Source organism: Rhodococcus sp. SJ-2 (genome assembly GCF_053750035.1).
In genome coordinates, this window is the sequence record NZ_CM132340.1 from 2430173 (window position 1) to 2443745 (window position 13573).

Below are 13573 nucleotides of genomic sequence, written 5' to 3' on the forward strand. Positions count from 1 at the left end.
GCCTGGACCGAGCCCAGTTCAGATCACTCGAATTCCGGATGTGAGGACACCCCAGATGCCTGCACGGACCCGCTCCCGCTCGACCCGCGTCCTCGGAGCGATCGCCGCGGCCCTGACTTCCGCGGCTGTGCTGGCCGCGTGCGGTAGCGACGATTCGACGGCCACGAATACTCCTTCGACCACGACGACCACCGCTTCGGCGACGACCTCTGCCGAGGCGACCGCCTCGGAAGATGCGGACGGCACCCCCACTCCGGACGCCTCCGATGCCGAGGGCACAGACCCCGAGGGCACCGCCGCTGCCCCGACGAGCCCGGGCGAAGCAGCGACAGCGCCGCCGGCAGGGTCCCAGCCTGCCCCGAGCGAGAGCGGGGAAGCGTTCCTCGCCGCGCTGCGCGAGGAGGGCGTCGAGCCCTCCGACGAGGCGAGCGCGATCGCAATCGCGGACTACGTCTGCGGGGCCGAGGCCCAGGGCGGTAATCCCGACGAGATCAAGACGATGGTGACAGCTCTCGTCGGTAGCGGATCCGTCGCTGCCGGTGAGGAGATCACCGAGGAGGACGCGTCCGCGACCGCCGACACGTACATTTCGGTCGCCCACGACACATACTGCAGCTGACAGGCACTGCAGATAGAGGGAGAAGCACTTGATGGCCAGAACGAAGCGGCGTCGCGGGCGCAGTATCGTCGTACTCGGGGCGTTGCTGCTTCTGGTCCTGGTGCTGGCTCTCTGGTACATGCTCGCGGGGCGCTTGGATGTTCCCGGGCCGGTAGTGCCGCCCGGACAGGAGGAACCGCAGTCGCAGCCTGCGTCCTGCCCCGACGTCCAGGTGGTTGCGGTGCCCGGTACGTGGGAGTCCGCGGTCGGTGACGACCCGTACAACCCGACGGCCAACCCTGCGTCGCTGATGTTGAACGTGACGCGACCGCTGCAGGAACAGTTCGACCCCCAGCGCGCCGACGTCTACACGGTCCCGTACGTCGCTCAGTTCTCGAATCCGGTTGCGCTCCCGCCCGACGGCCAGCAGTCCTACAACAACAGCCGTAGTGCCGGAACCGCCGCGACGAACGAATTCCTCGCGGGCCGGTCTGCGGAGTGCCCGCTCACCACTTACGTCTTGACCGGGTTCTCCCAGGGCGCGGTCATCACCGGGGACGTCGCGGCCCAGATCGGCGCGGGCAACGGACCGGTCCCCGCCGACCGTGTTCTCGGTGTCGCGTTGATCGCGGACGGTCGTCGTGACGGGGTTTCCGGCATCGATATCGGCCCGCCGGTCGCGGGAGTCGGCGCCGAACTCTCGCTCGCAGGTCTGAGGCTTCCGGGCATCACGATGACCGGTGAGCGCCCTGGCGGATTCGGTGCACTCGACGATCGCACCTTCCAGATCTGTGCACCGTCCGACAGCATCTGCGATGCTCCGCCGGATGCGCTCAACCCGACCAACTGGATGACCGCTGCGCCTCGCGTTCTCGAGTACGTCAACAACCCGATCCACGCGCTGTACAACACGTTCGTTGTGGATGAATCGGGCACGACTGCGACCCAGTGGATCACCGGATGGGCTGCCGAGAAGATCGAATCCGCACCACATCCGCCGGAAGAGTGACCCCCTCGGTTACCAGCGGGTAGTGTCCCGGGTCACGTACCCGGTACAATCGACCGATGGCCGCTGCGTGCCCAGGCACGAGCGGCGCTCGTGAGGCCGGGGGAGGCCGCGGGCAATACCGTGAGGGACCGGAGGGGATGAATGTTGTGCCGTCACCGGCTGAGAGCTTGGGAAACGGTGGGCAGATCGGAATGATCCTCGTCACGAAAAGTCGTGTCGAGCGGGAGGCACACCGAGAACCGGCCCACGCTTCCGAAGGGAAGGCCGGGCTGTGTGCACTGCCGATGCGGCGACGGCATGCGCTGCCGATGCAGCGGCACCGGCGGCGAATCTGTATATCTCGCAACCGGTGTGTCCGAACAGACCGCCGAACGAGACCGCATTTCGCGAATGGGAGACCGGGTGTCGTATCTTTGGTGCTTCCCATCTCGGACGGAAGGGTTCGCGCCACACGATCCGCTGCTCGCGGGGGGAGCGAGCTGAGCCGATCTGTAACATATTCGTGATCTCGGATCGATGGACAGTACTGGCAGGTTGACTGCCGGAGGCTGTGAGTGCTGTGCAGGCACGACGATCCGGTAGCGCGGACAACGTAAATGGGGCGCAACCATGTCGAGTGGTTGTGGGATCGCTTCGACAGGGAGAAGGAATTGAGCGTCGGGTTCGAAGAGTTCATCGATGAGTACGGGCAGATCAAACTGCCGGACGGCAGCACGTTGCTCGATCACCTCGAGCAGCACACTGCCTCGAACGGTGACGAGCTGGCCTACCGGTACATCGATTACTCGAGCAACCGTGATGGCGATGTGGACGAGCTCACCTGGGCGCAGTTCGGTGTGCGGCTCCGTGCGATCGCTGCTCGGCTGCAGCAGGTCACCAGTCCCGGCGACCGCGTCGCGATCCTTGCGCCCCAGGGCCTCGATTACGTGGTGTCGTTCTTCGCAGCGATCTATGCGGGTGTCATCGCCGTGCCGCTCTTCGATCCGGACGAGCCGGGGCACACCGACCGCCTGCACGCTGTCCTCGGCGACTGCACGCCCAGCGCCATCCTCACTGCCACCTCGTCCGCTGCGGGTGTGCGCCAGTTCTTCCGACCCCTCCCCGCTGCACAGCGCCCCCGCGTGATTGCCGTCGACGCGATTCCCGACACCGTCGCCGACTCATGGAAGCGCCCTGAGGCGACCAGCGACGACATTGCATACCTCCAGTACACGTCCGGATCGACGCGAGTGCCCGCCGGCGTGGAGATCACCCACCGGTCTGTGCTCACCAACGTGATCCAGATGGCCGACTCGATGGAGCTCAACGAGAACTCTCGGGGTGTCACCTGGCTGCCGCTGTTCCATGACATGGGCCTGCTCACCGTCATCCTCCCGGCGATCGGTGGCAAATACATCACGATCATGAGTCCCCGCGCCTTCGTTCAGCGGCCCGGCCGCTGGATCCGTGAACTCGCAGCGGTCTCCGACGGAGCAGGGACGTTCGCGGCCGCACCGAATTTCGCGTTCGAGCACGCGGCAGCGCGCGGCGTCCCGAAGGACGGCGAGGCCCTCGACCTGAGCAACGTGATCGGGCTGATCAACGGCAGCGAGCCGGTGACGACGTCGTCCATGCGCAAGTTCAACGAGGCGTTTGCGCCTTACGGACTGCCGAAGACCGCGATCAAGCCGTCGTACGGCATGGCCGAGGCCACGCTGTTCGTGTCCTCGACGAAGAACTCCGAAGAAGCCAAGGTCCTCTACGTGGACCGCAACGAGCTCAACGCCGGCCGGGTCGTACTTGTCGACCGCGATGCGCCTGGCGCGATCCCGCAGGTCTCGTGTGGTTATGTCGCCCGTAGTCAGTGGGCCGCGATCGTCGACGCCGAGACCGGCGCAGAGGCTCCGGAAGGTCACGTCGGAGAGATCTGGCTGCACGGCGACAACATCGGAATCGGTTATTGGGGTCGGAAGGACGAGACCACCGAAACCTTCCACAACAGGATCACGAAGCGGGTCGCAGAGAAGAGCCAGGCCGAAGGCACGGCCGAAGACGCCAACTGGCTGCGCACGGGTGACTACGGCGTCTACGTCGACGGTGAGCTGTACATCACCGGGCGCGTCAAGGACCTCGTGATCGTCGACGGCCGCAATCACTACCCGCAGGATCTCGAGTTCTCCGCTCAGGAAGCGAGCTCCGCGCTGCGCCCGGGCTTCGTCGCCGCGTTCGCGGTGCCTGCGAACCAGCTGCCCAAGGTCGTGTTCGACAACTCGGCCTCCGGCCTGCAGTTCGACACCGACGACTCGTCCGAGCAACTCGTCATTGTTGCCGAGCGCGCCCCTGGCGCTGGCAAGGCAGACCCGCAGCCGATCGCCGACGCCGTACGTGCCGCGATCTCCGCGCGACACGGCGTGACCGCGCGTGATGTGCTTCTCGTACCGGCCGGATCCATTCCGCGCACGTCGAGTGGGAAGATTGCGCGGCGGGCATGCAAGGCCGCCTACATCGAGGGAACGCTGCGTGGTGGATACCAGCAGCAGGCGTTCCCCGACAGCGTGTAAGAAATTGTCCTCTGTCCGGGTAGCGTGGTGGGTTGATGGCTGACACTGAAATGACCGTTGCGCAGCTGCGCGAATGGCTGCGGAACTGGATTGCCGACGCAACCGGCCAGCCGGTCTCCCAGATCTCGGACGACCGTCCGATGGAGGAGTTCGGGCTGGCGTCGCGCGACGCTGTGGCGCTCAGCGGTGACATCGAGGATCTCCTCGGTGTCACGCTGACCGCGACGGTCGCGTACCAGCACCCCACGATCGCGTCGCTGGCGACTCGCATCATCGAGGGCGAACCGGAGGTGCCGGAAGGTACCGACGACGCGTTCTATGTCGCCGGTGGCGGCCTCGGTTCGAAGGACATCGCGATCGTCGGTATGTCGACGCGTCTTCCGGGGCACATCGACACCCCGGCCCAGATGTGGGACCTGCTGGCATCGGGGCGCGACGGCATCACCGATCTGCCCGAAGGCCGCTGGTCGGAGTTCTACGGCGATCCGCTCGTCTCCGAGGCGATCGCGAATGCGAACACGCGCGGCGGCTACCTCGACGACGTCAAGGGCTTCGACGCCGAGTTCTTCGCCATGTCGCCGCGCGAGGTCAAGATGGTCGACCCACAGCAGCGTCTCGCGCTGGAGCTGACGTGGGAGGCGCTCGAGCACGCGCACATCCCGGCGAGCGACCTCAAAGGCGGCTCGGTAGGCGTGTTCATCGGCTCGTCCGCGAACGACTACATGCTCATCGCGGCGTCCGATCCGACGGCCGCCGACCCGTATGCGATCACCGGTACGTCCACGTCGATCGTCTCCAACCGCGTCTCGTACTTCTTCGACTTCCGCGGCCCGTCGATCAGCATCGACACCGCGTGCTCGTCGTCGCTCGTCGCGGTCCACCAGGCGGTGCGTGCACTGCGCGGTGGTGAAGCGAACGTCGCGATCGCCGGCGGCGTCAACATGCTTCTCGCCCCCGCGGGGACGATCGGCTTCGACGAAACCGGCATGCTCACCGCCGACGGCAAGATCAAGGCGTTCTCGGCCGACGCCAACGGCATCGTGCGCGCAGAGGGCGGCGGCCTCGTCGTCCTCAAGCGACTCGAAGACGCCGAACGCGACGGCGACAACATCCTCGCTGTGATCGCCGGATCGGCCGTCAACCAGGACGGACGTTCCAACGGTTTGGTCGCGCCCAACCCGGACGCGCAGGCGGACGTGCTGCGCCGCGCCTACCGCGACGCTCAGATCCTGCCGTCGGGTGTCGACTACATCGAGGCGCACGGCACCGGCACAGTGCTCGGCGACCCGATCGAAGCCGACGCCCTCGGCCGTGTCATCGGCCGTGGCCGCGACACCGACAAGCCGGCACTGCTCGGCTCCGCGAAGACGAACTTCGGGCACCTAGAGGCCGCCGCGGGCGCCGCAGGCCTGATCAAGGTCGTTCTCGCGATGCAGGAGAACGCGCTCCCGGCCACGCTCAACTACACCGCGCCCAACCCGTACATCGCCTTCGACAAGGCCAATCTCCGCGTGATCCCTGAGGGGGCCGAGTGGCCGCGCTATTCCGGTCGCGCTGTCGCGGGCATCTCCGGCTTCGGATTCGGTGGCACCAACGCGCACGTGGTGGTGCACGAGTACACCGGGCCGGAAGGTCAGATCGACGCCGAGGCCGAGGTCGAGGTGCTGCCCGACAGCGCCGAGGCCGCGCAGCATGCCGTTGCGTCGGAGCCCGCACGCGAATTGCCCGTCGTGCTCGCGGTGTCCGCACCGATGCCGTCGCGTCGTCGCCGCGCTGCGGCGGATCTCGCCGACTGGCTCGAAACCTCGGTGGGTAGCACCACTGCGCTGGCCGACGTGGCCCGCACACTGTCGCGTCGCAACCACGGCCGGTCCCGTGCGGTCGTCATCGCCGCCGACCGCGCCGAGGCGATCGCCGGTCTGCGTGCTGTCGCCGCGGGAAAGCCCGCGCCGAACGTCTTCACCGCGGACAGCCCGGCCGCGAACGGCCCGGTGTGGGTCTTGTCCGGCTTCGGTGCGCAGCACCGCAAAATGGCCAAGCAGCTGTACCTCGAGAACCCCGTGTTCGCCGCTGCGGTCGACGAGGTCGACGAGTTCATCCTCGACGAGTCCGGCTACTCCATGAAGGAGAAGTTCCTCGACGACGCGCAGGACTACGACGTCGAGACCGCGCAGGTCGGTATCTTCACCATCCAGGTCGGTCTCGCTGCGGTGCTGCGCCACCACGGCGCCGATCCTGCCGCCATCGTCGGCCACTCGATGGGTGAGGCGGCCGGCGCGTACATCTCGGGCGGCCTGTCGCTGGAGGAAGCCGTGCGCGTGATCTGCGCCCGGTCGCGCCTGATGGGTGAGGCCGAGGGCCAGCTCGAGGGCGACGACATTCGCCTGATGGCGCTCGTCGAGTACAGCTCCGATGAGATCACCTCGGTTCTCCCCGACTTCCCGCAGCTCGAGGTGTGTGTCTATGCGGCGCCCACTCACACTGTGATCGGCGGACCGCAGGAGCAGGTCAACGCCATCGTCGCGCGCGCCGAGGCAGAGGAGAAGTTCGCCCGGGTCCTCCAGACCAAGGGCGCGAGCCACACATCGCAGGTCGATCCGATCCTGGGCGAGCTCGCTGCCGAACTCGCGGGCATGGAGCCGCAGCGCCTGAAGGTGGACGTGTATTCGTCCGTCGATCAGGAAACGCTGTACCGCGCCGGTCACGCGGGCATCCACCCGGTCGAGTACTGGACGAAGGGCATGCGGCACAGCGTGTACTTCACCCAGGCGATCCGGAAGGCGCTCACCGACGGCTACACGACGTTCGTCGAGCTCAACGCGAATCCCGCGACGCTGATGTCGGTCGCCGCCACCGCGTTCGACGCCGGTGTGCAGGACGGCGTCTTCATCCAGACGCTCAAACGCAAGGAAGACGAGTCGCTCGGCGTGCTCACCGCGCTCGCGCAGCTCTACGTCCACGGGCATGCGGTGGATCTGCACAGTCTGTTGCCCGAGGGCGACTATGCCGACATTCCGCGTACCGCGTTCCTGCGTAAGCCGTACTGGGTCGACGCCCGCATCGGCGGCGGCGGTGGCCACGGTCGTGTCCCCGGCGCCCACGTCGCGTTGCCCGACGGTCGCCACGTGTGGGAGGTGCAGGCGGGGGCGGTCACCGATCCCGCCGAGCTCGTCACCACCGCCGCGTCGCAGGTTCTGGCCGATGTCGCGCTCACCGCGTCCATACGGCATGCCGAGCTGCCTGATGCAGCCACGGTGACCACGACACTCACTCCGCATCCGGGTGGCGCGTCGGTGCAGGTCCACGCTCGTACGGAGGGCGGCTTCACCCTCGTGCACGAGGGCGTCGTCACTTCGGGTGAGGCGCTGGCTGCCCCGGTGATCGCCGCCCCGGCTCGTCCGTCCGACGACGTCGAGGAACTGTCCGAGGACGCTCCGGCATTCGGCGACAAGTGGGACCCCGAAGGGTCCCAGACTCTGGAGGATCGCCTGACGCTGATCGTCGCCGAATCCATGGGTTACGCACCCGAGGATCTGCCCGCCGAGATCCCGCTCATGGAGCTGGGCCTCGACTCGCTGATGGCGGTGCGCATCAAGAACCGCGTCGAGTACGAATTCGACATCCCGCAGCTGCAGCTGGCGGCGGTCAAGGACGCGTCCCTGCGCGACGTCGCGAAGTACCTGCACTATGCGGTGGAGAATCGCGAAGAGGTCGCGCAGCTCGCCGAGCAGCAGGCAGCGGAGAAGGCCGCGACCGAGGTGCCGCTGGAGCAGATCGAGGACACCACCGTCCTGGGTGAGGCCGAGCAGATCCTGACGGAGGCTGTCGCCCCGGAAGAGCCAGCCGCGCAGGAAGAACCTGCAACTGAATCGTCCGGGCCGGACGTTCCTCCCCGCGACGCCGCGGAACGCCTGACCTTCGCATCGTGGGCCGTGGTCACAGGGAAGTCCGCCAAGGGCATCTTCAACCCGTTGCCGACTCTCGAAGGGTCTGCGGCCGAGCGTCTCGCCACGCGGCTCACCGAGCGTTCCGGCGGGGAGATCACCGTCGACGATGTCCGCGAGGCGTCGACGATCGAGCAGCTCTCGGAAACGGTTCGGCAGTATCTCGAATCCTCCGACAAGATCGACGGACTCGTGCGCGCGCTGCGGCCGCGGCCCGAGGGATCGGCGTCGGTGCCGGTGTTCGTGTTCCATCCGGCGGGGGGCTCGACCGTCGCGTACGAGCCACTGCTGCGCCGCCTGCCCGCGGATACCCCGATGTACGGGTTCGAACGCACCGAGGGGCCGATCGACGAGCGCGCCAAGGTCTACCTGCCGCTGATCAAGGAGATCCAGGGCGACGGCCCGTACGTGCTGTACGGCTGGTCGCTCGGTGGGGTTCTTGCCTATGCCGTCGGCCGGTTGCTGCGCGCCGAAGGCAAGGACGTGCGGATCATCGGTCTTCTCGACACGGTCATGGCAGGCGAGCAGATCGAGGACACTCCGGAGGAGATCCGGAAACGCTGGCAGCGCTACTCGGCCTTTGCGAAGAAGACCTACGGTGTCGAGGCGCCGCTTCCGTACGACCTGCTTGCCGACGCGGGCAGCGACGAAGAGCAGATCAAGATTCTCATGGGTCTGCTCGAGATGAGCGGTGTCGAGATCCCCGGCGGCATCATCGAGCATCAGCGCACGTCGTGGCTCGACAACCGTGCCATTCAGACGGCGAAGCTCGAGCGGTATGACGGCGACGTCGTGCTGTACATGGCCGACAAGTACCAGGACGACGCGATCGATCTCGAGCCGGCGTTCGCGACACGGGCGCCTGACGGGGGTTGGGGCGACGTGGTCGAGAATCTGGAGATCATCCACATCGGTGGCGATCACATCCAGATCGTCGACGAGCCGTACATCGGCAAGGTGGGGGCCGACCTGACCCGCAAGCTGGCCGACATCGAGGCCTCGAGGAGCTGAACGAGTAGTGACCACCACGGCAGAAAAGCTGGCCGAGCTGCGCGCAAAACTGGAGATCGCGAACGAACCCGCAGGGGAAGCCGCGATCGCCAAACGTGCTCAGAAGGGCATTCCCAGCGCTCGGGAGCGCATCGACATGCTCCTCGACAAGGGCACCTTCGTCGAGATCGGCGCGCTGATGAAGACGCCCGGCAACCCGAACGCGTTCTACGGCGACGCGGTCGTCGTCGGACACGGCCTGGTCGACGGCCGGCCCGTCGCGGTGTTCTCACACGATCAGACCGTTCTCGGTGGCAGTGTCGGTGAGATGTTCGGCCGCAAGGTGTCTGCCGTTCTGGAACACGCATTGAAGATCGGTTGCCCGGTCGTCGGTATCAACGATTCCGGCGGAGCCCGCGTCCAGGACGCCGTGACCTCGCTCGCTTGGTACGGCGAGATCGGTAAACGCACCGAACCGCTGTCCGGACTGGTGCCGCAGATCTCGGTCATCGTCGGCAAGTGCGCCGGTGGTGCGGTCTACGCGCCGATCAACACCGACGTCGTCGTGGCGACCGAAGAGGCGTACATGTTCGTCACCGGCCCCGACGTCATCAAGGCGGTCACCGGTGAGGATGTCAGTCTCGAGGAGCTCGGCAGCGCTCGTAAGCAGGCCGAGTACGGCAACGTGCACCATGTCGCGCCCGACGAGAAGGCCGCGTTCGACTGGGTGCGCCAGTATCTGAGCTACATGCCGTCGAATGCGCAGGAGAAGCCTCCCGTGATCAACCCGGGTCTCGAACCCGAGATCACGACCGACGACATCGAGCTCGATTCGTTCATGCCCGACGCCGACAACTCCGGCTACGACATGCACGACATCCTGCTCAAGATCTTCGACGACGGCGACTTCTTCGAGGTCCGCTCGCAGACCGCCCCGAACATCATCACCGGCTACGCGCGCGTCGACGGGTGCCCCGTCGGTGTGGTCGCGAACCAGCCGCTGTACCTGTCGGGTGCACTCGATGCGGCTGCCGCCGACAAGGCCGCGCACTTCGTGCGAGTGTGCGACGCATACGACATCCCGCTGGTGTTCGTCGTCGACACGCCGGGTTTCCTGCCGGGTGTCGACCAGGAGAAGATCGGCGTCATCAAGCGTGGCGGACGGTTCTTGTTCGCGTACGTGGAAGCTTCGGTACCGAAGGTGACCGTCGTGGTGCGCAAGTCGTACGGCGGTGGCTACGCGGTGATGGGTTCGAAGCAGCTCGGTGCCGACATCAACTTCGCGTGGCCCACCGCGCGTATCGCGGTGATGGGTGCGGAGTCTGCGGTCGCGGTGATCGGCCGGAAGCAGATCGCCGAGGCTGGCGAGAACGCTCCGGTGGTGCGTCAGCAGCTCATCAACTTCTACAACGAGCATGTCGCGACGCCGTACATCGCGGCCGAGCGCGGTTATATCGATGCGGTGATCGAGCCGAAGACCACGCGTCTCGAGATCCGGAAGGCATTGACGCTTCTCCGCGACAAGAAGGTGTTCAAGAACCCGCGCAAGCACCACCTGCTTCCGCTCTGAGAGTGTGATCGAGAAGTCCCACCGGCCGTCGATGTGGCTGTGCCGGTGGGACTTTCGCATATCAGTCGAGGATGGCGGTGGCTTCGATCTCCACCAGGAGGTCGGGTTCGGCGAGTGCTGAGACACCGATGCCGGTCAGGGGCGCCAGTGGTCCCTCGATGCCCAATGTGGCGGCTGCTCGGCCGCCGCCTTCTACGAGCTGGGCCATCTTCTCGGGAGTCCAGTCGACGATGTAGGCGGTCAGTTTCGCGATGTCGTCCCAGCCTGCACCGACCTCGGCCAGGGCGGTGGCGATGTTGAGATAGCACTGCTCGGTCTGTGTGGCGAGGTCGCCTTCGCCGATTCTGTTGCCGTCGGCGTCGCGCGCGACCTGCCCGGCGATGAACACCATTTTCGATCCGGTGGCGACCGATACCTGCTTGTAGAGGTCGGTCTGCGGAAGTCCTGCAGGATTGACGAGCGTGACGGCCATGGAGGTCTCCTGGGGGTGGTCGAAGTCTGAAGCGAACCTCCAAACTATAACAGTGCAATGCTATGTAAAGTAGCGTCATGGTGAGAGCGAAGGATCCAGCGGTGCGCACCCTCCTCGTCGAGCGCGCAGCGCAGATGCTGCGAGCCCGCGAACCCCTCACCCTGCGCTCGCTGGTGACAGGGACAGGAGTGTCGACCATGGCCGTCTACACCTACTTCGGTGGTATGGACGGTCTGTGGAAAGCCCTTCGGCAGGAAGGATTCACGCGGCTCGGGTCCGGATTCCGAACGGTGGAGACATCGGGGGACGGGGTCAGAGACCTGGCGGCGTTGTCCGCGTCCTACATCGACAACGCCCTCGATCATCCCGACCTGTACCGCGTCATGTTCGATGCAAGCGTCGAACTGGAAGATCTCGAGGCGGCAGACGCCACCCTGGAGTTCCTGGTCCAGGCTGCGCGACGAGCGCGGAACGAGGGACGCTTCCGCGCCGACGTCGACCCGCTCGAACTGGCGATCCAGAGTTGGGCCATCGACCACGGACTCGTGTCGCTCGTGGCGAACGGACCGCTACCGCACACCACCGTCGACCATTGCGTAGTCATGCTCACCGCACTGTTCGTCCAGGCGGGAGACGAACCCGACAGGTGCCGCGCATCTGTCGAGGAGGGGTGGAAGCAGCGGGCCGGCCGCGAACGTAGATGATCAGCCGGTGTGCAGGGCACTGAGGATGTAGCTGAGGATGTGCTCGACCTCAGTGCCCGGATCGAAGTCCGTCGTGTCTTTCCACAGCAGATGTTCCATCTGCGCCAGCAACAGAATCGCGGTCGTTGTCGAATCCCGCTCCGGGTCGGTGGAGCCGAGATCGGTGATCGGACCGACGAGGACGCGAGCGAGAGTCAGCTCGAGCTCCTCCCGCACCTTCGGGGCATGCGATCGGCCACCAGCGCCCCCGCCTACAACGTTGCGCGTCGCGGCAGCGATCTCGGGGTCGACGCCCTGCTTCAAGATCACAGTCGCGCCCGCACGCAACGCCGCTTCCGGCGTCTCGGCTGCATCGATCTTCCTGCGCAGATGGTTGACGAGGCGGTGTCCGCCCTCCTCGACCACTGCGTCGACGAAGTCGCTCTTGCTGCGGAAATAGCGGTAGAACGCATCGTTCGACAGTCCGGCGGCCGCCACGATATCGGCGACACGCGCAGGCGATCCGGCGGTCAGCAGATCTCGTCCGGCCTTGATCAAGCGATCGACGTCGCGACTCGCGGCTTCCTGCCGCGGAGTGAGGCTTCGCTGTACCGCTTCGGTGGCGCGGGCCGACATGGCGCTGGTGCCGGTGATGTCTTCGGTGGTCACCCTCGCCATTCTAGAGAATCGGAACGCAGTTCTGTGCGCTCCCCCGGGTATGGCCGAACGTCACCTTTGGCTACTCGAAGTGGATGAAGGTGACATTCGGCCAAGTCGGACTGGAGGGCGCGGGCGTCGGCAGGCTTGCTCGTAGGCTGCACGTAGATCCGCGAGAACTATCGCGGGCGAGTTACGGATCTGGCTCGGCAGGTGCGCGACGACGATGAGTCCGTGCCGCTGCATGCGGGCTCGCCGCTGCAGCGTCTTCTCGTGGTCCGCAGGGCTGAAATGGTGCGCGAGTGAATCGATCTCCCACGCTACGGCGACGTCGTCCATCCAACCGTCGGGACGAGCGATCCAGGCGCCGTCGTCGGTGAAGACATCAACATTGTGCATCATCGCAGGTAGATCGCTCGTCGCATAGAGCTTCTGCGCCCACACCTCGGCGACGGAATGCGCGTCGTCGGAGAGCTCGCGGATGACGCCCCGCGGCACCGCAGTTCCTCGTCTGCTTCCCTCGGCCAGTTCCTGTGCGAGCTCGTCGACGGAGACGTCGCCGCGTTGTAGCGCTGATGTCAGCCGAGCCCGGCATCGGTCTGTTCGCGACATACGGCGGGCAGCGTCGAGCAGGCACCGGGCTACAGGCGCGACGCGCAGCTTTCCTTTGCAGACGGGATCGGGGAGGCGCGACGATCGTTCGACGTCCACGAACGAGAACTTCCGTCGGTGTTGTTCATGCGGGATGAGTAGGAGAACGTCACTCATCGTGGCGGAATGCTGGTAGCCGTGAAGCGTCAAACCGGCATGTCCTGAGAGTACTGCGTCGGCGCCTCCGTAGAGCTGCGCTGCCGTGTGCCGGTCGGTCGTACTGAGCCGACCGTTGTGTAGGCCGATGACGCCGGGCAGGATCCGCTGCCACGGACCACCTTTACGGCAGCGTCCGCTGATCGCGCCCGACGTGACACCGTAGTCGAGCAGTGTCGCCGTCCGGATGATCCCATTGACGCTCAGTGCGTGCAGTGCTGAAGGGTCGTCGCCCCATGCTCCCCGTTTCATGGCGACCATGATGCCGATGGCAACGGACGGAACAGGGCCGTTACGCGTGTT

General features: G+C 66.1%; 9 protein-coding genes. 6 read left to right on the forward strand and 3 right to left on the reverse strand.

The annotated features are described in order from the left end of the window. Nucleotides 1–55 precede the first annotated feature (55 nt). From ACSYG9_RS11370 to ACSYG9_RS11390, 5 genes are all read left to right on the forward strand, one after another. Nucleotides 56–619 (forward strand): DUF732 domain-containing protein, encoded by a 564-nt coding sequence (locus tag ACSYG9_RS11370; RefSeq protein ID WP_440127249.1) that lies wholly within the window; start codon nucleotides 56–58, stop codon nucleotides 617–619. 31 nt (nucleotides 620–650) lie between these two features. Continuing rightward, nucleotides 651–1607 carry a cutinase family protein gene (locus ACSYG9_RS11375; protein WP_440127250.1) on the forward strand — a complete coding sequence of 319 codons (957 nt, stop codon included), beginning with the start codon at nucleotides 651–653 and terminating at the stop codon, nucleotides 1605–1607. A 650-nt stretch (nucleotides 1608–2257) separates the two neighbouring features. Next, nucleotides 2258–4147 carry a long-chain-fatty-acid--AMP ligase FadD32 gene (fadD32, locus tag ACSYG9_RS11380; protein ID WP_454842940.1) on the forward strand — a complete coding sequence of 630 codons (1890 nt, stop codon included), beginning with the start codon at nucleotides 2258–2260 and terminating at the stop codon, nucleotides 4145–4147. Between the two features lie 50 nt (nucleotides 4148–4197). Continuing rightward, nucleotides 4198–9102 carry a polyketide synthase Pks13 gene (gene pks13 / locus ACSYG9_RS11385; protein WP_440127628.1) on the forward strand — a complete coding sequence of 1635 codons (4905 nt, stop codon included), beginning with the start codon at nucleotides 4198–4200 and terminating at the stop codon, nucleotides 9100–9102. Nucleotides 9103–9109: 7 nt separating this feature from the next. Continuing rightward, nucleotides 9110–10651: a carboxyl transferase domain-containing protein gene (locus ACSYG9_RS11390; RefSeq protein WP_440127251.1), complete on the forward strand. Its 1542-nt coding sequence runs from the start codon at nucleotides 9110–9112 to the stop codon at nucleotides 10649–10651. A gap of 61 nt (nucleotides 10652–10712) precedes the next feature. On the opposite strand, the gene ACSYG9_RS11395 is transcribed toward ACSYG9_RS11390, so the two are convergent. Further along, on the reverse strand, nucleotides 10713–11123 hold the full coding sequence (locus ACSYG9_RS11395) for a RidA family protein (RefSeq protein ID WP_440127252.1): 411 nt from the start codon (nucleotides 11121–11123) through the stop codon (nucleotides 10713–10715). A gap of 77 nt (nucleotides 11124–11200) precedes the next feature. On the opposite strand from ACSYG9_RS11395, the gene ACSYG9_RS11400 reads away from it, so the two are divergent. Further along, nucleotides 11201–11827, forward strand: coding sequence for a WHG domain-containing protein (locus tag ACSYG9_RS11400; RefSeq protein WP_440127253.1), 627 nt, complete (start codon nucleotides 11201–11203; stop codon nucleotides 11825–11827). On the opposite strand, the gene ACSYG9_RS11405 is transcribed toward ACSYG9_RS11400, so the two are convergent. Next, nucleotides 11828–12475 carry a TetR family transcriptional regulator gene (locus tag ACSYG9_RS11405; protein ID WP_440127254.1) on the reverse strand — a complete coding sequence of 216 codons (648 nt, stop codon included), beginning with the start codon at nucleotides 12473–12475 and terminating at the stop codon, nucleotides 11828–11830. Between the two features lie 60 nt (nucleotides 12476–12535). Beyond that, on the reverse strand, nucleotides 12536–13522 hold the full coding sequence (locus ACSYG9_RS11410) for a hypothetical protein (protein ID WP_454842515.1): 987 nt from the start codon (nucleotides 13520–13522) through the stop codon (nucleotides 12536–12538). Between the last annotated feature and the right edge of the window lie 51 nt (nucleotides 13523–13573).

Excerpts from the sequence above, each read along its gene's own strand:
- ACSYG9_RS11370 (WP_440127249.1), top strand. The coding sequence starts at position 56 with ATGCCTGCACGGACCCGCTCCCGCTCGACCCGCGTCCTCGGAGCGATC.
- ACSYG9_RS11375 (WP_440127250.1), top strand. The coding sequence starts at position 651 with ATGGCCAGAACGAAGCGGCGTCGCGGGCGCAGTATCGTCGTACTCGGG.
- pks13 (WP_440127628.1), top strand. The coding sequence starts at position 4,198 with ATGACCGTTGCGCAGCTGCGCGAATGGCTGCGGAACTGGATTGCCGAC.
- ACSYG9_RS11395 (WP_440127252.1), bottom strand. The coding sequence starts at position 11,123 with ATGGCCGTCACGCTCGTCAATCCTGCAGGACTTCCGCAGACCGACCTC.
- ACSYG9_RS11400 (WP_440127253.1), top strand. The coding sequence starts at position 11,201 with ATGGTGAGAGCGAAGGATCCAGCGGTGCGCACCCTCCTCGTCGAGCGC.
- ACSYG9_RS11410 (WP_454842515.1), bottom strand. The coding sequence starts at position 13,522 with ATGAAACGGGGAGCATGGGGCGACGACCCTTCAGCACTGCACGCACTG.